Origin of the sequence: Proteus myxofaciens ATCC 19692, assembly GCF_001654855.1 — a bacterium.
In the GTDB taxonomy this organism is placed as follows: domain Bacteria; phylum Pseudomonadota; class Gammaproteobacteria; order Enterobacterales; family Enterobacteriaceae; genus Proteus; species Proteus myxofaciens.
The window spans coordinates 1-21,198 of record NZ_LXEN01000048.1 but is presented as its reverse complement, the minus strand read 5'-3'; the positions used below and the strand labels follow the sequence as shown (position 1 = coordinate 21,198).

Below are 21,198 nucleotides of genomic sequence, written 5' to 3'. Positions count from 1 at the left end.
TTTGGAATTGTTTAGTAGTTAATGTTGCATTCCAATTTTGTTGTGAATAACCAGTGCTGAACTTTTGAGTTGCGTAGCCATCTGTCGTATTACCATACTGTGAGTTGAAATCAGTGAAGTATTTATTATCACTTACTTTGGTATAGTCGATATTAAAACGCCAGACATTGTTCATTACCCCACTGTGTCCCCAGTAGAATAACCAACGTGATGCAGAATCACGAGGAAGATAGCCCGCCTTTTCATCTGCTTTATCTTTATTGTATTGCGAATCGTGGTTAATCCAATCAACGGCAATAGTACCGCTACCGGGTTTCGTTAAATAACGGAATTCATTATCTAATTTTAAACCACGACGGCTGATATAATTCGTTGTGATAGTTGCATCATAATTAGGTGCAATATTCCAATAGTAAGGCAATGCAAAATCAAAGCCTGAACTTTTAGAGTAGTTACCGTTTGGAATAAGGAAACCTGAACGCCGTTTATCACCGATAGGAAGCTGAAGATAAGGGCTGTAGAAGATGGGGACGTTAGCAACCCGAAAACGTGCATTCCAAATTTCTGCGACTTGCTCTTCTCTGTCTAAGATAACTTCTGAGCCAACAACGCTCCAGCTATCATCGCCAGGTAAGCAAGAGGTAAACATCCCTTTATCCATGATGGTATAGCGGTTTTCGCCACGCAATTGCATTTTATTTGCGTGACCGCGACCTTGGCGACCCACCATTTGGTATTTACCTTCTTCAATATCGGTATCTTTATTGTTAAGGTTAGACCAAGCACGAGGACCCTTTAGCATAATTTGTGGATCGTCGTATGCAACGTTACCCGTTGCAGTAACCATTCTTAAGGGGATTTCGCTTTCAGTTTGTGTTAACTCAACACTATCTGCACTTAAGGTCTGATTGCCCTGTTTAATATCAACATTACCTTTATATTGAACCATGCGAGGATATTCACCTTGCATATCATTTGCGGTAATGGTTACGGGTAATGAATTAGGATCGCCTTCTACTAGCGGTTTATTATAAACAGGGACTCCCAATAAACATTGAGAGGCAAGATCAGCATAGGCAGGCTGACCATATATTGTGGCCCAAACTAAGGTGGCCAGCAGTGTGGGATAACTTTTTTTCATAAGTATGTATGTGCTTCCGTCATCAGTGGTCTCTTGCTTATCAATTCAATTGCGAGAAACAAACGCAGGGGGTTATGCGACACTAGCCCTACGTCCTGAACATTGTTCCAACGGTAACCGAAAAACAGGCACTTACCTGATTTTTTCGATGTTTTTGTGTCGAAATAGGTTTATAGCATTAGAAACAAAAAACACCGTGCTTTGGCGGTATTGTAAGTTGTATAACAACGCTAAAGTTATTTGTTTGGTCACTCATTTTACTTTAACACAATTTAAACGAAAACAGCATTACCTCTCTGCAAAGAGAAACGGTAAACATCTTCATTTTAAGAAAAAGTCCATTTAGGTATAGCTTGGTGTTAGGTGTGAACGCAAATGAATAGTATGATAATGCATTATTGCGATCAGGGCATTGAAGATTTGAGGAGTCTATGCGCTATTGGGGAAAATTATTAGGCTTAGTCATCGGTAGCTTTGCTGGTATCGGTTTTTGGGGCATTGTTATTGGCGTTTTTCTAGGCCATCTTTATGACATGCAAAGAAGTAAAATGGGAAGTGGTGGGCGCTATACCCGTGATAGACAAGCATTTTTCTTTGCAGCGACATTTCAAGTGCTTGGACATTTAACAAAATCTAAAGGAAGAGTGACGCAAACCGATATTTCGCTTGCTAATCGTCTGATGGATAGAATGGATCTGCATGGAATAGCTCGCCAAGCAGCACAACAAGCATTTAGAGAGGGAAAATCACCTGATTTTCCATTAAGAACAACATTACAACGCGTTAGACAAATTTGTGCTGGTCGTCGTGACTTACTTCAGATGTTTCTGGAAATTCAATTACAAGCGGCCTTTGCAGATGGGCAATTGCACCCTAATGAGAAAAAAATGCTATTTGTCATTATTGATGAGTTAGGTTTTTCTCGTATGCATTTTGAGCATATTTTAGCAATGATGCAAGCAGGGCAGAGCTTCAACTATCAACATCAACAGGAATATCAGGCACAATCTCAAGGTCCTACATTATCTGATGCTTATAAAGTGCTTGGCGTAAAAGAAACTGATGATGCTAAAACAGTAAAGAGAGCTTATATAAAACTTATGAGTGAGCATCATCCTGATAAATTAGTGGCTAAGGGGTTACCACCCGAAATGATGCAGATAGCCAAAGAAAAAGCACAAGCAATACAAGTCGCTTATGATTTGATTAAAAAAGAAAAAGGATTTCGTTAAACACTTGTAAAGGAAAATGAGAAAAGAGAACCTTGATTCGTGATGTCGGTATTTGAGGTTAACTTGAGATTATTATTTTATCCGTTAAAATATAAGTGAAATTTAATAATTTCATTCTCTTTTCTCTTACAAAAGGAAATCAATCAATGTCAAACGTCCGTGTTCTTATTGGGGTTTTAGGAGTAGCGATGTGTGTGTTCCTAGCTTCACTGAGTTCAGTGACCGTTTCATAGCACCATCGGTAAATTAAAAGTCCGCTAAGCATTCAAAATGCATTGGCGAATGGAAAACAGGGTGGGTAATCGATAATTCCTGAGCATGTAATTGTAGGCGAGATGCCATCGCTTTTGCTTGTGGATGAGCATAAAACCTATCCCCTAAGATAGGATGTTCTAGTGCTAGCATATGCACTCGTAATTGATGTGAACGACCTGTAATAGGTGATAATTTCACTCGAGTTGCACTTTCTTCATAAGCTAATACTTCATAGAACGTTTGTGCAGCCTTCCCTGTTTCATAACAGACTTTCTGTTTTGGTCTATTTGGCCAATCACAAATCAAGGGTAAATCAATTAAGCCTTTTTCTTTTTCAAGGTGTCCCCATACTCTAGCGATATAGGTCTTTTTGGGCTCACGCTCTCGAAATTGACGTTTTAATTCGCGCTCTGCAGCTTTATTTAGCGCAACAACTATCACTCCACTGGTTGCCATATCAAGGCGATGTACCGACTCGGCATTAGGGAATTGAGCTTTAATACGCGACATAATACTATCATGATGTTCAAGAGCTTTGCCGGGTACAGAAAGAAGTCCGCTTGGCTTATTTACAACCATAATATGTTCATCTTGATAGAGAACATGTAGCCAAGGATCAGTTGGTGGATTATAAACTTCCATCATAATGGATATCTCATCAAAAATGATGGGGAGTCATTAACTCCCCGTTATAAAGCTAATTACTGGTGAGTTACGACAATCAAACGAATCGCATCTAAGCGCCATGATGCTTCATCTAAATGGCGTAGAATTTGCGTTTTTTCATTTTCTATTGCTTCAACTTCATCATCACGAATATTCGGGTTAACAGCACGTAATGCTGTTAAACGAGATAATTCATTCGTTAATGCGTGTTCCGCTTCTTCTTTCGCTTGTTTGATAAGCTCCGCGGCTTGCACTTCCATCAATGGCTCTGATGATTTAAGAACTTGGTGAACTTCACTTTGTACTGCATTAACTAGCTTACTTGAGGTATGACGATTTACCGCATTTAACTGACGGTTAAAGCTTTCAAACTCAACTTGAGATGCGAGATTATTTCCTTTTAAGTCTAGAAGTAAACGCACTGGAGTTGGTGGTAAGAAGCGAGCAAGATGTAAATGTTTAGGCGCTTGAGCCTCAATGACATAAATTAATTCTACAAGCAAAGTGCCTACAGGTAATGCTTTATTTTTTAGTAAAGAAACCGCGCAACTTCCGGTATCACCTGAAAGTATTAAGTCTAAACCATTGCGGATGATAGGGTGTTCCCAACTAATAAACTGTGTATCTTCACGAGAAAGCGCTTGTTCTCTATCAAAGGTGATAGTACATCCATCTTGTGATAATCCTGGAAAATCAGGGACAAGCATATGATCAGATGGTGTTAGAACAATTAAGCTATCGCTTCTGTCTTCTTGGTTAATACCCACAATATCAAAGAGATTAAGGGCAAAATTAACTAACTCAGGATCATTATCTTGTGAGCTGATTTTTTCAGCAAGTTTCACGCCTTGCTCTCCGCCATTAGAATGCATTTCTAATAGGCGATCTCGGCCTTGTTCGAGGGTTTGTTTCATTTCATCATGTTGTTGGCGACACGCATGAATAAATTCATCAAAATTTTCTAATTGGTGAGGTTGAGCAAGATAGTTAACTAATGAAGTATATTCATTATCATAGATAGTACGACCTGTTGGGCATGTATGCTCAAAGGCATCTAATCCTTCGTGATACCAACGCAGTAATACTGATTGAGCAGTACCCTCAAGATAAGGAACGCTGATTTCAATATCACGATTTTGACCGATACGATCAAGACGACCAATACGTTGTTCTAATAAATCAGGATTGAATGGCAAATCAAACATCACAAGTTGATTCGCGAATTGGAAGTTACGACCTTCAGAACCAATTTCAGAGCAAAGAAGTACTTGTGCGCCTTCTTCTTCAGAAGCAAAATAAGCAGCTGCACGGTCGCGTTCAAGTAATGACATACCTTCATGGAACACCGCTGCTCTAATTGCTTCACGCTCACGTAATACTTGTTCTAATTGCAATGCAGTTGCCGCTTGAGCGCAGATAACTAATACTTTCTCGTCGCGATTAGCGGTTAAGAAGTTAAGCAACCATTCAACACGAGGGTCAAAGTTCCACCATGTGGCATTTTCACCTTCAAATTCTTGATAAATACGTTCAGGATAAAGCATTTCTTTTGCGCGTACTTCAAGGCTCTTTTTCGCTGCCATAATCTCAGCCACTTTAATAGCTGTTTGATATTGTGTAGGCAGTGGCATTTTTATCGCATTTAATCGGCGATTAGGGAATCCTTTTACCCCAGAACGCGTATTACGGAATAATAAGCGACCTGTACCATGTCTATCCATTAAGCGGTGGATAAGTTCTTGGCGAGATTGGCTACGTAATTCATTTTTGCTATTAGCATCAGTGAGAAGTGTTTTAACATCTTGCTCGTTGATCATATCGCTGATAATAGTTTGTTGCTGTTCATTCAAATTATCATCAGATAATAAAAAGGTTACCGCATCTGCAACAGGCTGATATTTTTGCTGTTCATTAACAAATTCGTTGTAATCATGAAAGCGATCAGGATCAAGCAGGCGTAAACGTGCAAAGTGGCTTTCTTGACCTAGCTGTTCAGGTGTTGCTGTTAATAATAAAACTGAAGGGATTGAATTGGCCAATTCTTCAATAACTTGATATTCGCGACTTGGTGCATCTTCACTCCACACAAGGTGATGTGCTTCATCGACAACTAACATATCCCATGTTGCTTCAACAAGATGTTCAAAACGCTGCTTGTTTTTACGAACAAAGTCTAAAGAACAAATAATCATTTGTTCTGTTTCAAAAGGATTATCACTATCAAGTAATGCTTCGCTATAACGGCTATCATCAAAGAGTGAGAAACGTAAATTAAAACGACGTAACATTTCTACTAGCCATTGATGTTGTAAGCTTTCAGGTACGATGATTAATATACGTTCAGCGCGTCCATCCATTAATTGCTGGTGGATTATCATCCCGGCTTCAATGGTTTTACCTAAACCAACTTCATCAGCTAATAAAACACGAGGGTTATGACGTTTACCCACTTCATTTGCGATATAAAGCTGATGAGGAATAAGGCTTGCACGAATACCACGTAAACCACTTTGTGCTTGTTTAAATTGCTCACTCATAAATTTACGAGCGCGGTAACGTAATGCAAAGCGATCCATTCTATCTATTTGACCTGCAAATAAACGGTCTTGCGGTTTATTAAAAGTCAGCTTGTTATCTAGAAATACTTCACGTAATTGCGCTGGCTCTTCAGTGTCTAAGCGCACACCGCTATAGATAAGTAGGCCATTATCTTCATCAACGTTGTCTATTTTTAGCTTCCAACCATCGTGACTGGTGACAGTATCGCCAGCATTAAACATGACCCGCGTTATTGGCGCATCTTGACGGGAATAAAGACGGTTTTCACCACATGCAGGGAAAAGTAAAGTCACCATACGGGCATCAATAGCCACAACAGTTCCTAATCCAAGCTCACTTTCTGTATCGCTAATCCAACGTTGACCAAGAGTAAAAGGCATATATATAAACTCAGCTCTCAAATATCTAATTTAAAAAATCATTATTAATGAATGCAGTATTGCGGTATTGTCATCAAAAATTTTGCAAGTTAAAAGAATATTCATTCTTTCAACAAAGAGTAGGAAATTATCACCAAAGGGGCGCTATGTTAATAGATGTAAAGCAAACCGTCACCTGCAAAATGAGTTATCTTAGAACGATAACGTCATTTGCCCATTTAACAATGTCGAAAAATCATCTTGTATAAATGGCAAGATTGCATCTGCAATCGGCATTAACTGTTTATTAATGTAATGCTCGTAATCAGGTGTTGAGGTGATGTGCTCTAACGGTTCTGGTCCCAAGAGAGTGATTATATAACTAATCCAACCACCTTGCTGATATTGTTGCGGTCTATTTTTTGATTGATTATAAGTATCAGCAACTCTTGCTGCTTTGACATGAGGCGGTACATGATGCTGATAGTCAGATAACTTGCGACGTAAGCGCTTACGATAAACCAATCTATCATCATATTTACCTGCAAAAGTATCAGCCACATAATCACGAATAAATTGCTGATAAGGCTGCTGATGGAAAATACGCGTATATAGCTCTTGTTGAAACTGCTGTGCTAATGGTGTCCAGTCAGTTCTAACGGTTTCCAATCCTTTAAAAATAATCTTATCACCACTTAAACCAGCATAACGCTTTTTACTGCCAGTCTCCATTCCTCTAATTGTTGGCATTAAAAAACGGCGATAATGTGTTTCATATTCAAGTTCTAAATGGCAATCTAATTGATAGGTTTCAGATAAATGCGTTTTCCACCATTGATTAACTTCTTGTGCTAACTGATAACCAATTTCTTTTGCTTTTTGTTCTGTATGTGGTGATTTTAACCAAACAAAGGTGGAATCAGTATCACCATATATCACTTGATAGCCTTTTTCCTCAATAAGTTCACGTGTTTTTTTCATAATCTCATGACCACGCAACGTAATTGAAGAAGCAAGGCGAGGGTCAAAAAAACGACACCCAACTGAGCCTAAAACACCATAAAATGCATTCATTATAATTTTTAGCGCTTGAGATAATGGGGCATTCTTTTGTAATTTAGCATTATCTCGCCCATGCCAAATCTGTGACACAATAGCGGGTAAACAATGTTTTTCGCGGGAAAACCAAGCTTGACGAAAACCAGGAACTGAGAGTGTTTCATCAGCATCATGTATACCTTCAATCATCCCCACAGGGTCGATTAAAAAAGTACGGATAATAGAAGGATAAAGGCTTTTATAATCAAGCACGATAACAGAATCATATAATCCTGGAGTAGAATCCATCACAAAACCGCCAGGGCTGTGCTCTTCAGGTTTTTCGCCCTGATTAGGCGCAACATAACCAATACGGTGCATTGAAGGTAGATAAAGATGAGTAAATGCCGCAACAGACCCCCCACTTCTATCAACAGAAAGCCCAGTTACACTGGCTCTTTCTAATAAGAAGTCCATCAGCTTAGTGATATCAAAAATGCGATTAACTAAAACGCAATCCTGCCAATTATAGTAAGCTAATGCAAGTTTATCATGCTTAAAACGACGATTAATTTCATCCATTCTATCATAAGGGGTATCGCTGGCTTTACCTTCGCCTAATAAGGTTTGTGCGACATTTTCAAGGCTAAATGAAGGAAAATTCCATGTCGCCATTTTTAATGCCTCAATACCATCAATAATTAAGCGACCTTGTGCTGATGCAAAAAAGTGTCCTGCTTTAAAGCCATGCTCTCGCCATTCTAAAGGGCTATTTTGACGACCTAATAATAAGCTGATGCCATAGCGTTGTGCATGGGTATGCAAAATACGTAAATCGAATTGAATTAAATTCCAACCAATGATTGCATCAGGATCATAGTATTGCATCCATTCATTAAGTTTTTCAATAAGTTGTAAACGGCTACTAACGTAACACAGGCGATACCCTTCTGATTGTACACTTTCAATACTATCGGGTAACGAGTCCGTCAACATAAAGACGACATTATCACCACAACCTGCTAAGCCAATAGAATAAAGCTCACCAAATTCACTGGTTTCAATATCTAAAGAGACAGTGCGTAATAAAGGACGATAATCGGGAGCTGGTTTTAGTGAGACAGTGTGGGTATGTTGTTGATAGCGAAACCATACTGGAGCTGTGATAAAACGCTCCATCATATAGCGCTCATGAGGGCGAATATCGCATTCATAAAGGCGGATATTGTGCTCTTTAAGCTGTTGTTCTAACTGAATCAGTTGACGATATTGTTTGCAATATACACCAAAAACTAGCTCGCGATTGAAATCACGTAATTCAAGAGGGCGAATATCAATATCATTATTTTGCGCGACTAATGAACGCAATAGCGTTTCATGTTGACGAGAAACAAAACCAATAGCATGTTGTAGAGGAACTATGACTTTTCGAGGACCATGTTCTGTCACAAGCCAATAGGAGACAATAACCCCTTTAGGGGTATCGCTCCAATGGCGAGTGAGAATAAAACCTTGTTCAGTATGGTCTGTCATGGGTTTTTATAAATACACTTAATAAATGAAAGATGTATTTATTATAGCCATATTCATGGTTATTTATACAGTTAATTTGTTAGTGATGCGAGCTAACACGAATTAATTAAATGGAATACCTAAAATAATGGATTGGTCAACATCACCATTAATCAGTGATTGTGTACTGCCATCATATACAATCGTTCCATCATCTATAACTATCGCTCTTGGCGTGATTTTTGCAGCATCTTCTAAACTATGAGAAACCATCAATAATGTCAGTTGTTTTTCTTCACAAAGTTTATCTAATAGTGCCAACATCTCAATGCGCAATGCAGGATCAAGGGCTGAAAACGGCTCATCTAATAATAAAATAGGCTTATCTCTCACAAGGCAACGCGCAATAGCAATTCGTTGGCGTTGTCCTCCTGATAATTGTGAGGGCAAACGCTCAAGGAAAGGACTTAATGAAACTTGCTCAGCACGATTTTCAAGAAGATTTTTTTGTGATGCATTGAGTCTTAATCCAGGATCGAGCCCTAATCCAATATTTTGTCTCACGGTTAAATGAGAGAAAACATTATTATCTTGAAATAACATTGAAATAGGGCGTTTAGCAGGAATCGTTTTTGTGTGATTAATACCATTTAAGAAAAGAGCGCCTTTCTCTGCGAATAAAAATCCTGCTATTAGGCTCAATAGTGTACTTTTTCCTGCACCACTTGGTCCCAATATTGCGATACGCTCACCTTTTTTTACCGCTAAATTAAAGATAAAAGATTGGTGCTCATAAGTATAAGCAAGATGCTCTAATTTAATCATTGGATTTTCCTGAGCTTCGCTCTATAAGACTAAAAAGCGTAAAACACAGCAGTAATAGTAACATAGCGGTTACTGCACCATCTTGTGTGTGATAAGCGCCTATCTGCTGATAAAGATAAAATGGCAGAGTGCGGAATGTTTCATTGCCAAATAAAGCAACAATGCCAAAGTCTCCAATAGAGATTACGCAGGCAAAAGCAAGTGCTTGTGATATTGGTTTTTTTAATGCTCGTAGCTCTATCCAGCGTAGGCGATTAATACCATATAAATTCAGTGATTGGCATAAAAGATTATAGCGAGAAGCGATATCATTCATTGGGTTTTCAAGTACTTTCAATGCATAAGGAATAGCCATCAATGCATTCGTTAGGATAACGAGATTATAAGGTGATTCTGGTAATCCTATCGTACTGTTTAATAGGATAAAAAAGCCTGTCGCGAGTACAATACCTGGCATAGCAAGAATAATCAGTCCGCTTAATTCCATGGCTTGCCCTGCCTTTGTAAAGTGACGCAAACGCAATTCTCGACTACTCCATAGTAGCATCATCGTTAAAACTACACATATAACACCAGCACCAACTGCGATAATCAGTGACGTAGTGAAAGCTTGCCAAAGTACGGGCTGTTGTAAAACAGTCAATAGCTGATTATTTAATCCGTCTGTTATTACCGCTAAAATAGGGGGGACTAAAAAGAGGATGGCAACAGTAATAATTAAAGTATCTGTTATTTTTGTCCATAATGGATCATAAGGTTCACGCCACAAAATAGGATGATTTTGCCCCACGAATAGTGCACCTTTTAATTTTTGACTAACTAAAACAAGACCTAAGCAACAAAAAAGCTGAATAAGGGCCAAAAGTGCAGCTCGTTGTAAATCATAATCGTAGTTAAGAGCCTGATAAATGGCGAGCTCAACAGTGGTAGCCGCAGGTCCTCCTCCTAGTGCAAGTACAGTTGCAAAGCTTGCAAAACAGAGCATAAAAATGAGTGACGTTGTGGGGAGTATTTGTCGCCATAAATAAGGCCATTCAAGAAAACGAAAGCGTTGCCAGCCATTCATACCTAATTGTGAGGCTAGTTGACGTTGTTGTATAGGAATACTTTCAAGGGCTTGTAACAGCATTCTGGTAGCAAGTGGCATATTAAAAAAGAGATGAGCTAGCAAAATGCCTTGTAAGCCATAAGGTGTAAATTGGTAATCAATATTTAGCCATTTGCAGAGTGTTGCAATCCAACCTGTTCTGCCATAAACCGTTAAAATTCCAAATATTGCGACTAATACAGGTAAGACTAAGCTCATCGCACAAAGGCGTAAAAAGAGCTTTTTTCCTTTAAATTGACGACGAAAAAGGGCTTTGGCTAACCAAATGGCAGGCAATACAGAAAATAACGCGGAAAGAAATGCCTGCCAAAAAGTAAAGCGAACCACATGCCATAAATAGCTATCGCTAAAAATAGACGTTATTTCACCTTCTGGTGCATTAATCCATAATGCACCAAAGGAGAGTAACGCAACACTAAGCAATAAGCCCGAAGCGAATAGCCCCGGGATAAGCCATCTAGCCATTATCGACTAACCGCTGACTGCCAGTTACGAGTCCATTGTTGGCGCTCTTTAGCCACAACATCAGCATCAAACTGGCGTGATTTTTCTGGTTTTGGCATTAATGAGTAAACCTCTGGTAATGGTATATCAATAACAGGGTACATCCAATTGGTTGTTGGTATGGTTTCTTGAAATTCAGGGGTTAGCATAAATTTCATAAATTGTTGTGCTAACTCAGGTTGTTGACTTGATTTTAATTGTGCGGCAACTTCAACTTGTAAATAGTGCCCTTCATCGAAAATAGCCGCTGCATAGTTATCTTTTTTATCCATTAAGATGTGGTAGCCAGGTGATGAGGTATAGCTTAAAACAAAATCACCTTCACCTTTTAAAAATAGCCCATAAGACTCACTCCAACCCTTGGTTACCGTTAACGTTTTATTCGCTAATTTTTTCCATTCTGTTGCATTATTTTCAGGATAAAGTGATTGCATCCATAACATTAATCCTAAACCCGGGGTGCTAGTACGAGGGTCTTGATAGATAATTTTCCAATTTTCTTTACTATCAAGTAATTGTGCCATGCTTTTCGGTGGATTAGCGATGCGATTTTTATCATAAATAAAGGCGAAATAGCCATAATCATAAGGTACAAAAGTGTCATCACTCCATTTTTCAGGCAATGTGAGTGTAGAAGTATCGATATTGCTTTGCGCAAATAAGCCGGTCTCTTTGGCTGAATGAATAAGATTGTTATCTAATCCTAAAATGATATCAGCCTTACTTTTTGAACCTTCCATGCGTAGGCGATTGAGTAAAGAAACACCATCAGAAAGCGCCACAAATTTTAATTCGCAATCACATTGAGCTTCAAATGCTTTCTTAATTGCAGGCCCAGGCCCCCAATCGGCAGTAAAAGAGTCATAAGTGTAAACAGTAAGAGTGGGCTTAGTTGATTGAGCATGAGTAGAAAATGTAGCCATCATGCTAAAGGCGCTAATCAGAAAAGTATAACCTAATGATTTTATAATCACTTCGTATTCCTCAGTAAAATGTCAGATAGGATCTGAGGAGTGAGGGAGACAAGTGTTGAATTATGTCGCACCCTGACTCAAATCCCTACGCCAGTATTAACTGGATCAGGTTCCACGGGTTTTTCTCAGCTCAAAAAGCACCCCGTTGAGATTTTCCCATTGTAGATAAATCTATGCGTTGTGCAAAGTCTGTTGATAGAGGTTTACCGCCTGTGAGTAGTGTGAAACAATGAGTTATCTTTCAAATTTGGTTATTGAGGTAGTCTGGTGATCGATGATGATGGCTACCGCCCGAATGTAGGGATTGTAATTTGTAATCGGCAAGGACAAGTTCTTTGGGCTCGTCGTTATGGGCAACATTCATGGCAATTTCCTCAAGGAGGAATTAACCCAGGAGAATCGCCAGAACAGGCAATGTACAGAGAGTTGTTCGAAGAAGTTGGGTTAAGTCGTAAGGATGTAAAAATTCTTGCCTCCACACGTAACTGGTTACGTTACAAGTTGCCTAAGCGTTTGGTGCGTTGGGACACAAAACCTGTTTGTATTGGACAAAAACAGCGTTGGTTCCTTTTGCAGTTAACAAGTAATGAAAAGGACATTAATGTTCAGCAAAGTAAAACGCCAGAATTTGATGGTTGGCGTTGGGTTAGCTACTGGTATCCTGTTCGTCAAGTTGTCTCTTTTAAACGAGATGTTTATCGGCGAGTCATGAAGGAATTTGCGCCAGTTGTTATGCCTTTACAAGAACAGTTGTCTGTATCACGTCCATCTTATGGATATCGCCGTAAAAGGTATTAGATAAGATCATGCTGACACGTTTACGAGAAATTGTAGAAAAAGTGGCTATGGCTACACAATTGCCAGAAGCTCTTGAAATCTTAGTCAACGAAACGTGTCAGGCAATGCACACGGATGTGTGTTCTATTTATCTTGCAGATATTCAACGTCGTTGTTTCTATTTAATGGCGACAAAAGGACTCAAAAAACCAAAAGGCCGAGCAGTAAGTCTCTCTTTTGATGAAGGGGTTGTTGGTGAAGTTGGACGCCAGTCTGAGCTTATCAATCTTGCTGACATCCGTGAACATCCTAATTTTAAATATCTCCCACAAGTAGAAGAAGATGAGCTACGCGCTTTTTTAGGTGTACCTATCGTTTATCGTCGTCAATTATTAGGCGTTCTTGTTGTTCAGCAAAAAGATAGGCGCTTATTTAACGAAAGCGAAGAGTCTTTTATTGTTACCTTGGCAACACAATTAGGTGCAATTTTAGCGCAAGTCCAGACTAAAGGACTCTTTGGTCAATATCGCCAAAGCCGTATAAAAGCTATTTCCGTTTCAACAGGTGTTGTAATGGCTTATGGTTGGCAAGAAGTTTCTCAACCTACGCTAGAAAATGTTTTTCAAGCAAGTGCATTAGATATTAACGCGGAACTTATCCGTCTTAATATTGCATTAGAAGGTGCGACAGCGGAGTGCCGCCGTTTTAGTAAACGCTTTATGGCGAATTCACAAAAAGAGAGTGCTGCGATTTTTGATTTGTACTCTCATCTATTAAATGATCCTCAATTAAAGCAAAAAATGGTAGAGGTCATTTCACAAGGCTATGTTGCACAATGGGCAGTAAAGCAAGTTATTGAGCAATACGCTGCGCTATTGTCAGATTTAAAAGATAACTATATGCGAGAAAGAGCCTCTGATCTTAAAGCATTAGGTCAGCGACTTTTATTCCATTTAGATGACGAATTAAGCGCAGCAAATACATGGCCTGAACGTTTTATTCTTGTCGCTGATGAACTCAGTGCTAGTTTATTGGCTGAATTACCGGAACAGCAACTAGCAGGTGTGATTGTTCGTGATGGTGCAACACATTCACATTCTGCAATTTTAGTTCGTGCAATGGGTATTCCTGCCATTATGGGTGCAGATATACAGCCTGAATTGCTACACAATAGAATGCTAATTCTTGATGGTTATCGAAGTGAAGTTTTTATTGAGCCAGAACGCTTTATTATACAAGAATATAAGCAAATTATTGATGAAGAAAGGGTATTAAGCCAAATCGCTGAGGATCAACTCGAGCAACAAGCTATATTAAAAAATGGCGAAGCCGTGAGTGTCCAATTAAATGCGGGACTAAGCATTAAATATGAACAACGTATTAGCGTTGGTATTGATGGAGTTGGATTATATCGTACTGAAATACCCTTTATGATCCAAAATGGTTTTCCTTCAGAAGACGAACAAAAAAACCGTTATCGTGAGATCCTTTCTTTCTTCCCTGATAAACCTGTCGTATTACGAGCACTCGATGTTGGCGCAGATAAACAACTGCCTTATATGCCAATTAATGATGAAAATCCTTGTTTAGGATGGCGAGGAATAAGAATATTGCTCGATCAACCTGAAATTTTCTTGATCCAATTAAGGGCGATGTTAAAAGCGAATTTAGAATTTCAGAATTTAAAGATCTTGTTGCCCATGGTGACAAGTATTGATGAAATTGATGAAGCTAAAATGCTTATCTTAAGAGCTTGCAACGAAGTCAGTCGCGAAATAAAACAAGAATGTTTACCGCCACCGTTAGGTGTTATGTTGGAAGTGCCTTCTTTAGTTTTTCTAATACCTCAGCTTGCTAGTCGAATTGACTTTATTTCTATAGGAACCAATGATTTAACACAATATTTACTTGCGGTTGATCGTAATAATACCCATGTTGCCTCTCTTTATGATAATTTGCATCCAGCACTATTGCGTTCATTAAATTTGATTGTAAAGGAATGCCACTACTATCAGCTACCTGTTAGTATTTGCGGTGAAATGGCGGGTACACCTATTGGTGCATTATTATTAATTGGACTAGGTTTTCGGCAACTCAGTATGAGTGGACACAGCTTACCTAGAGTAAAATATTTATTACGTCATCTTGAACCCGCTGTTTTACAGCCCTTTATGCAACAAATTTTGCAGGCGGAAACAGCAACAGAAATCAAAAGACTTTCTTCTGATTTTATGGAAAAACAAGGGTTAGGAGGATTAATTCGTGGAGGTATCTGATAGGCCTTCGTATCCACTTTTTTCTGTTTTATTATATGTCTAAAATATGTCTAAACAGAAAGCTTATTAACTAAATGAAGTAGGGAAGAATGAGTATAAACTACCTTAAATTTCCAGAAATCGATCCCGTTATGTTCTCTATCGGGCCTGTGTCTTTGCACTGGTACGGCATGATGTATCTGATAGGCTTTGTTTTTGCTCTTTGGTTAGCAAATAGAAGAGCGGCGAAACCGAATAGCGGTTGGCAAAAAAGTGAAGTTGAAACATTACTTTATGTCGGCTTTGTTGGCGTCTTTATTGGTGGGCGCTTAGGTTATGTATTCTTCTACAACCTACCACTTTTCTTAGATAATCCTTTATATCTATTCAAAGTATGGGATGGTGGAATGTCATTCCATGGTGGTTTAATCGGGGTTATCTGTGCAATGATTTGGTTTGCACGTCGCACTAAACGCCACTTTTTTCAAGTCGCGGACTTTGTTGCTCCTTTAATTCCTTTTGGTTTAGGGCTTGGACGTATTGGTAATTTTATCAATGGTGAACTTTGGGGTCGAGTCACATTAGATACACCTTGGGCTTTCTTATTCCCAGGCTCACGAGCAGAAGATCTTGAAATTGTTGCACAAGATCCAACGACATTCCTACCTATTATCCAGCAATATGGCGTATTGCCTCGTCATCCTTCACAGCTTTATGAAATGTTGTTAGAAGGTGTAGTGCTGTTTATCATCTTAAATATCTTTGTGCGTAAAAACCGTCCTATGGGAAGTGTCTCGGGTCTTTTCCTGATTGGTTATGGCGCATTCCGTATTATCGTTGAATTCTTCCGTCAACCAGATGCACAATTAGGATTATTTGGTGGTATTAGTATGGGGCAAATTTTATCTATCCCAATGATTTTACTTGGTATTGTGTTTATGGTTTGGGCTTATCGTCGAGACAAAACATCACCACAAAATTCAACACCTTCTCACTAAATGTGAGAGAAATTTATTTTTAGTTAATTAGAAGAGAGACAACATGAAGCAGTATCTGGCATTGTGTCAACGCATTATCGATGAAGGGGAATGGATTGATAATAAACGGACAGGAACCCGTTGTTTAACGGTGATTAATGCCGATCTGGAATACGATGTTGCTAATAACCAATTTCCACTAATAACAACACGCAAAAGCTTCTATAAAGCGGCTATTGCTGAGTTACTAGGCTATTTACGTGGTTATGATAATGCCGCTCAATTTCGTGAAATTGGTTGTAATACATGGAATGCTAATGCAAACGAAAATAGCGCTTGGTTAGATAACCCATACCGTAAAGGTGAGGATGATATGGGAAGAGTCTACGGCGTTCAAGGTAGACAATGGCAGCGTCCTGATGGTACACATTTAGATCAGCTACGCAAAGTGATTAATAATCTCACTAATGGCATTGATGATCGTGGTGAAATTGTGACGTTCTATAACCCTGGTGAAATGGAATTAGGGTGTTTGCGTCCTTGTATGCATACACACACATTTTCACTAGTAGGTGACACTCTCTATCTGACTTCTTATCAACGTAGCTGTGATGTACCTCTTGGGTTGAACTTTAACCAGATCCAATGTTTTGTGCTATTAGCGCTGGTGGCTCAAATTACAGGCCATAAGGCAGGTAAAGCATTTCATAAGATAATTAATGCACATATCTATGAAAACCAATTACCTCTTATGCGCGATGTACAATTAAAAAGAGATCCATTGCCTTTACCTTCATTGCGTATAAACCCTGATATCAAAACGCTAGAAGATATTGAAACATGGGTAACAACAGATGACTTTACTGTTGAAGGTTATCAATATCATGAAGCTATAAAATATCCATTTACAGTTTAATCCCTTCTTTTGAACCCTCTTTTAACATAATAAAGCTCTTACCAAGTGTAAGAGCTTTATTTTTTCATATTTAAAACAGTATTTTCATTGTTGATATTTATCATTATGGTGCTGTATATACTCTGAAAATCATATTATTGCGTCACTTCTCTAGAAATTCGATTTCATTGATTTACCCTTGTGACTTTTCACTGCATTGTTTGGCTTAGTTTATTAAAGGAAAATACAATGCAATCTTATCAAGATAAGGACATCATGCTTCATCATGAGGCGGGAATAAGCTTACTTGAAATGATTATCGTGATGGCGATAGTTGCTTCTTTAAGTTATTTATCCATTTCAACATTCAGTCATATCAGAGCACAACGTCAGCTAATACAAAGTGTTAGAGAGGTTATCGCTTTTCTCGCGACTCAGCGGCAATATGCTTTATTATTTAATAACCCTATAAAAATAACGCTATTAATAGCTCCAGATAATAAAATTATTGCAACACCTTTTCAGTATAAATCATCATCTAAAAACGAAATATACCAATTAGTCGCAGGTATTGAACTTAAACAGACTACTGTAAAAAATGTCACTTTTGGTCATTTACGACAAACATTAAAACCAATGAGCTTTGTTATTAAAAAAGCTGGTAATGAAGTAAAAATTATTATTTCATCATTAGGAAGAATAAGAGTTTGTAGCCAGCAAATTAAGGTTTTTTCATCATGTTAAAACGACCTATCTTATTCTTTTCACCAGGATTTATGCTGATGGAGTACTTATTTGCTTTCGCAATAGGGGCTATTTTATGCATCTGTATAAATAAATCGTACCCTTATGTGATTCAAATGTTGACGCAGGCTTATCAACAATATCGTTTAGATATTTTTTTAAGAGGACGCTTAATCGTATTAGAAACACAATTAAGACGGGCAGGATACTGTAATGGTAAATGCCAACCAATATCACCAATAAAGTTAATCGAAAAAAGCCATCACTCTTATCTGACTTGCGTTATTTTTATCTATGATATGAATAGCAATGGTCGCTGGGAGCCTATATCTTCAAAAGAGAGTGAATACTTTGGTTTTAGATTGAAAAATGGACAGTTAGAGCATGTTAGAGGTGTAGATGATTGTCAATCATCAGGCTGGCAAAAATTCTTTGATAGTAATGAAATTCATGTCACTGAATTTATAATAAAATCCTATTCTGAGCGTCATCCAATTAAACAAACCCCCTTTTTTTATTTATCACTCTCTTTGAAACTTGAATTAAAACAGAATCCAGCAGTGAAATCGCACTATGAAGCACGTATTGCACTGAGGAATATCTCTTATTTATGATGATATATGCGACTGATAGTCAAAAAGGGGTTATTGGTGTATTGGTACTTATTAGTTTTATTAGCATAAGTTTGTCTTTATTGGCGAGTTTTTCTTATTACTATCGGCAAGCACAACACTTAGTTATGATGGAAATACAGGCAAAACAAGCTTTTTTATTAGCAGAATCAGCACTGTCATGGGGAATTACATTACATTGGGATATTAATTCCGTGAATTTAAATAAATGGCAATGTCAGATATTTAGTGATGATATTACAATGAAAAGTTGTTTTCTCTTTTTAACGCCAACGCGCTCCTTACTACAAGGACAAGCTATTTCGCCAAAAGGAGATAAAATTTATCATTATCAATGGGTTGTTGTTTCTGGAGGTGACGGTGGAATACTGTTTCCGATTCAACAAGGCTGGATAGATTATTGTCCATTGCATCATCAGGAGTGCATGTTTTGATAAAATTTTATCATCAAGGTGAGCAGGGTATGGTATTGCTTAATATGATGTTTATATTGCTATTTTTTAATATCAGCTTTGTCGCTATTATAGGTTATAGTCAATCATTAAAAATGGATTTTCAACGGCTAATTCATATTCAGCAAACAGGATACGCATTATTTGCATTCTTAGAACAAACATCTGATGAATCTGGATTAACAAACTCTTCATTGTATAACCTAAAAATAGTGACACAATTAAGTTTACAATCTAAAGAATGTCAGAAAAGAGAGGGAGTGCTCGCTGATAATTATCCAAACTCAATTCGGTTATATCACTGGATATGTAATTAACATGAGGTTCTGATGTTTCATATTTATCACTCAAATCAGTTATCATTGCTTAAATCACTGATGGTGCATTTTATGCAAACCAGACCACTTTCTTCACCTTTTGAACAAGAAGTTATTCTAGTTCAAAGTCCTGGCATGTCGCAGTGGTTACAAATCCAGCTAGCAGAAAGCTTAGGGATTGCCGCTAATATTCGCTATCCATTACCTGCAACTTTTATTTGGGAAATGTTTACTCGTGTATTAGCGGATATCCCTAAAGAGAGCGCATTTTCTAAAGATGCTATGACTTGGAAATTAATGACGCTATTGCCTAATTTTCTTGATGAAGAGATATTTGAACCATTATTTCATTACCTTAATGATGATGAAGATAAACGTAAACTTCACCAATTAGCAGGTAGAATAGCCGACTTATTTGACCAATATTTAGTCTATCGCTCAGATTGGTTAGCATCATGGGAAAAAGATGAACTGATTGATGGATTAAGTGAAAACCAACTTTGGCAAAAAGCGCTGTGGGTTGCATTACAACAATACACTAAAGATCTTAATCAACCTCAGTGGCATCGTTCTAATTTGTATCAGCAATTTATTTCTACACTCAATAAAGCGAAAGAAGGCGACTTACAGCATTGCTTTCCACCTCGTATTTTCATTTGTGGGATTTCAGCACTTCCACAAGTGTATTTACAGGCCTTACAAGCAATAGGCCGGCATACTGAAATTTATCTATTATTTACCAATCCATGTCGTTATTACTGGGGTGATATTCAAGACCCTAAATTTTTAGCTCGTCTTAATAGCAGAAAGCCACGTCACTATAAACAATTAAATGAATTGCCTTGGTTTAAAGATGAAGAAAATGCATCTTTTCTTTTTAATGATGAGGGTGAGCAAAATATTGGTAATCCGCTATTAGCATCATGGGGCAAACTAGGAAAAGATAACCTCTACTTTCTTTCTGAGCTTGAATACACAGATGTACTTGATGCATTTGTAGATATTCCAAGAGATAATTTATTACATCAATTACAAGCTGATATTCTTGATTTAGAAGATTTCTCACAGCTGGGTACTACTTTTGAAACCTATAAACACAGTGAGAATAAACGCATTATCTCGCTTGATGATAATTCATTAACGTTTCACGCAAGCCATAGTCCACAACGAGAAGTTGAGGTTTTGCAAGATAGACTGTTGTATTTATTAGAACAAGAGCCAGATATACTCCCTCGCGATATTATTGTTATGGTAGCTGACATCGATAGCTACACACCTTATATTCAAGCTGTTTTTGGTAATGCTTCACCAGAGCGTTATATTCCTTTTGCCATTTCAGACCGAAAAGCGCGCCAGGCTCATCCTGTATTACAAGCTTTTATCACATTACTCGATCTTCCTCAAAGTCGCTTTACTGCCGAACAAGTATTAGCTTTACTCGAAGTGCCTGCTTTAGCTGGACATTTTTCTATATATGAAAATGAATTAAAGCTATTACGGCGTTGGGTTGATGAATCGGGTATTCGTTGGGGATTAGATGATGAAAATGTGGCCTCATTTCTATTACCTATCACAGGAAAAAATACGTGGGAATTCGGCCTATTAAGAATGTTATTAGGCTATGCCATGGAAAGCAAAAGTGGTCCTTGGCAAGGTGTGCTCCCTTATGATGAATCAAGTGGCTTAGTGGCTGAGCTTGCTGGACATTTAGCTGATTTTCTCTATACATTGAGTGAATGGCGAACTCGTTTAAGTGAGAATCGGACACTTGAAGCGTGGTTAGACATTGGGCAACAACTTGTTGAAGCCTTTTTTGAATCAGATGAAGAGACTGAATTGGTTTTAGCGCTAATTACTCAGCAATGGCAAAAAGTGATTGATAATGGGTTAAAAGCCGAATATCACAATAAAATTCCTTTGGTGATTATTCGTGATGAACTGACCGTTCGTTTTGATGATGAAAAAATCAGTCAGCG

At 38.1% G+C, this 21,198-nt stretch carries 17 protein-coding genes and 1 riboswitch; of the genes, 10 read left to right on the top strand and 7 right to left on the bottom strand.

All coding sequences use genetic code 11. The features are described from left to right. Window positions 1-1,141: LPS assembly protein LptD (gene lptD / locus M983_RS05765; RefSeq protein ID WP_157091931.1), on the bottom strand; the 1,141-nt coding region annotated here is incomplete at its 3' end. 431 nt (window positions 1,142-1,572) lie between these two features. On the opposite strand from lptD, the gene djlA reads away from it, so the two are divergent. Further along, on the top strand, window positions 1,573-2,373 hold the full coding sequence (gene djlA, locus M983_RS05760) for a co-chaperone DjlA (protein ID WP_066748440.1): 801 nt from the start codon (window positions 1,573-1,575) through the stop codon (window positions 2,371-2,373). Between the two features lie 246 nt (window positions 2,374-2,619). Here the strand turns inward: djlA and rluA are convergent, their stop codons facing one another. The 6 genes from rluA to thiB all read right to left on the bottom strand — a co-directional run bounded on the left by rluA (window position 2,620) and on the right by thiB (window position 12,125). Next, on the bottom strand, window positions 2,620-3,273 hold the full coding sequence (gene rluA / locus M983_RS05755; RefSeq protein WP_066748431.1) for a bifunctional tRNA pseudouridine(32) synthase/23S rRNA pseudouridine(746) synthase RluA: 654 nt from the start codon (window positions 3,271-3,273) through the stop codon (window positions 2,620-2,622). A gap of 56 nt (window positions 3,274-3,329) precedes the next feature. Further along, window positions 3,330-6,233 (bottom strand): RNA polymerase-associated protein RapA, encoded by a 2,904-nt coding sequence (gene rapA / locus M983_RS05750; protein WP_066748429.1) that lies wholly within the window; start codon window positions 6,231-6,233, stop codon window positions 3,330-3,332. A gap of 192 nt (window positions 6,234-6,425) precedes the next feature. After that, a complete protein-coding gene (locus tag M983_RS05745) occupies window positions 6,426-8,783 on the bottom strand; it encodes a DNA polymerase II (protein ID WP_066748427.1) in 2,358 nt (785 codons plus the stop codon). 102 nt (window positions 8,784-8,885) lie between these two features. Then, on the bottom strand, window positions 8,886-9,587 hold the full coding sequence (gene thiQ, locus M983_RS05740; RefSeq protein WP_066748425.1) for a thiamine ABC transporter ATP-binding protein ThiQ: 702 nt from the start codon (window positions 9,585-9,587) through the stop codon (window positions 8,886-8,888). After that, window positions 9,580-11,160: a thiamine/thiamine pyrophosphate ABC transporter permease ThiP gene (gene thiP / locus M983_RS05735; protein ID WP_066748423.1), complete on the bottom strand. Its 1,581-nt coding sequence runs from the start codon at window positions 11,158-11,160 to the stop codon at window positions 9,580-9,582. The genes thiQ and thiP overlap by 8 nt, the downstream gene beginning before the upstream one ends. Then, window positions 11,160-12,125: a thiamine ABC transporter substrate binding subunit gene (gene thiB / locus M983_RS05730; RefSeq protein WP_066748451.1), complete on the bottom strand. Its 966-nt coding sequence runs from the start codon at window positions 12,123-12,125 to the stop codon at window positions 11,160-11,162. The genes thiP and thiB overlap by 1 nt, the downstream gene beginning before the upstream one ends. Window positions 12,126-12,237: 112 nt before the next feature. After that, window positions 12,238-12,328: riboswitch (TPP riboswitch) on the bottom strand. Between the two features lie 112 nt (window positions 12,329-12,440). On the opposite strand from thiB, the gene rppH reads away from it, so the two are divergent. The 9 genes from rppH to recC form a co-directional block, all read left to right on the top strand. Further along, window positions 12,441-12,971, top strand: coding sequence for an RNA pyrophosphohydrolase (gene rppH, locus M983_RS05725; RefSeq protein WP_066748419.1), 531 nt, complete (start codon window positions 12,441-12,443; stop codon window positions 12,969-12,971). Between the two features lie 8 nt (window positions 12,972-12,979). Next, window positions 12,980-15,226 (top strand): phosphoenolpyruvate--protein phosphotransferase, encoded by a 2,247-nt coding sequence (gene ptsP / locus M983_RS05720; RefSeq protein WP_066748416.1) that lies wholly within the window; start codon window positions 12,980-12,982, stop codon window positions 15,224-15,226. 89 nt (window positions 15,227-15,315) lie between these two features. Then, window positions 15,316-16,203 (top strand): prolipoprotein diacylglyceryl transferase, encoded by an 888-nt coding sequence (gene lgt / locus M983_RS05715; RefSeq protein ID WP_066748413.1) that lies wholly within the window; start codon window positions 15,316-15,318, stop codon window positions 16,201-16,203. 43 nt (window positions 16,204-16,246) lie between these two features. After that, window positions 16,247-17,098 (top strand): thymidylate synthase, encoded by an 852-nt coding sequence (locus M983_RS05710; RefSeq protein WP_066748411.1) that lies wholly within the window; start codon window positions 16,247-16,249, stop codon window positions 17,096-17,098. 228 nt (window positions 17,099-17,326) lie between these two features. Beyond that, on the top strand, window positions 17,327-17,821 hold the full coding sequence (locus M983_RS05705) for a prepilin-type N-terminal cleavage/methylation domain-containing protein (protein ID WP_245684017.1): 495 nt from the start codon (window positions 17,327-17,329) through the stop codon (window positions 17,819-17,821). After that, the gene (locus M983_RS05700) at window positions 17,815-18,435 is read left to right on the top strand and encodes a prepilin peptidase-dependent protein (protein WP_066748408.1); all 621 of its coding nucleotides are present in this window, start codon (window positions 17,815-17,817) and stop codon (window positions 18,433-18,435) included. Before M983_RS05705 ends, M983_RS05700 begins: the two co-directional genes overlap by 7 nt. Continuing rightward, window positions 18,432-18,887: a DUF2509 family protein gene (locus M983_RS05695; RefSeq protein WP_083954558.1), complete on the top strand. Its 456-nt coding sequence runs from the start codon at window positions 18,432-18,434 to the stop codon at window positions 18,885-18,887. Before M983_RS05700 ends, M983_RS05695 begins: the two co-directional genes overlap by 4 nt. Then, the gene (locus M983_RS05690; protein ID WP_245684016.1) at window positions 18,884-19,222 is read left to right on the top strand and encodes a hypothetical protein; all 339 of its coding nucleotides are present in this window, start codon (window positions 18,884-18,886) and stop codon (window positions 19,220-19,222) included. Before M983_RS05695 ends, M983_RS05690 begins: the two co-directional genes overlap by 4 nt. A 12-nt stretch (window positions 19,223-19,234) precedes the next feature. Beyond that, window positions 19,235-21,198 (top strand): exodeoxyribonuclease V subunit gamma (recC, locus tag M983_RS05685; protein ID WP_066748405.1); only part of this gene is annotated, 1,964 nt, incomplete at its 3' end.

Bases quoted from the DNA above. Each gene is read 5' to 3' on its own strand.
- djlA (WP_066748440.1), top strand. From the start codon at position 1,573: ATGCGCTATTGGGGAAAATTATTAGGCTTAGTCATCGGTAGCTTTGCT.
- rluA (WP_066748431.1), bottom strand. From the start codon at position 3,273: ATGATGGAAGTTTATAATCCACCAACTGATCCTTGGCTACATGTTCTC.
- rapA (WP_066748429.1), bottom strand. From the start codon at position 6,233: ATGCCTTTTACTCTTGGTCAACGTTGGATTAGCGATACAGAAAGTGAG.
- M983_RS05745 (WP_066748427.1), bottom strand. From the start codon at position 8,783: ATGACAGACCATACTGAACAAGGTTTTATTCTCACTCGCCATTGGAGC.
- thiQ (WP_066748425.1), bottom strand. From the start codon at position 9,587: ATGATTAAATTAGAGCATCTTGCTTATACTTATGAGCACCAATCTTTT.
- thiP (WP_066748423.1), bottom strand. From the start codon at position 11,160: ATGGCTAGATGGCTTATCCCGGGGCTATTCGCTTCGGGCTTATTGCTT.
- thiB (WP_066748451.1), bottom strand. From the start codon at position 12,125: ATGATGGCTACATTTTCTACTCATGCTCAATCAACTAAGCCCACTCTT.
- ptsP (WP_066748416.1), top strand. From the start codon at position 12,980: ATGCTGACACGTTTACGAGAAATTGTAGAAAAAGTGGCTATGGCTACA.
- lgt (WP_066748413.1), top strand. From the start codon at position 15,316: ATGAGTATAAACTACCTTAAATTTCCAGAAATCGATCCCGTTATGTTC.
- M983_RS05710 (WP_066748411.1), top strand. From the start codon at position 16,247: ATGAAGCAGTATCTGGCATTGTGTCAACGCATTATCGATGAAGGGGAA.
- M983_RS05705 (WP_245684017.1), top strand. From the start codon at position 17,327: ATGCAATCTTATCAAGATAAGGACATCATGCTTCATCATGAGGCGGGA.
- M983_RS05700 (WP_066748408.1), top strand. From the start codon at position 17,815: ATGTTAAAACGACCTATCTTATTCTTTTCACCAGGATTTATGCTGATG.
- M983_RS05695 (WP_083954558.1), top strand. From the start codon at position 18,432: ATGATGATATATGCGACTGATAGTCAAAAAGGGGTTATTGGTGTATTG.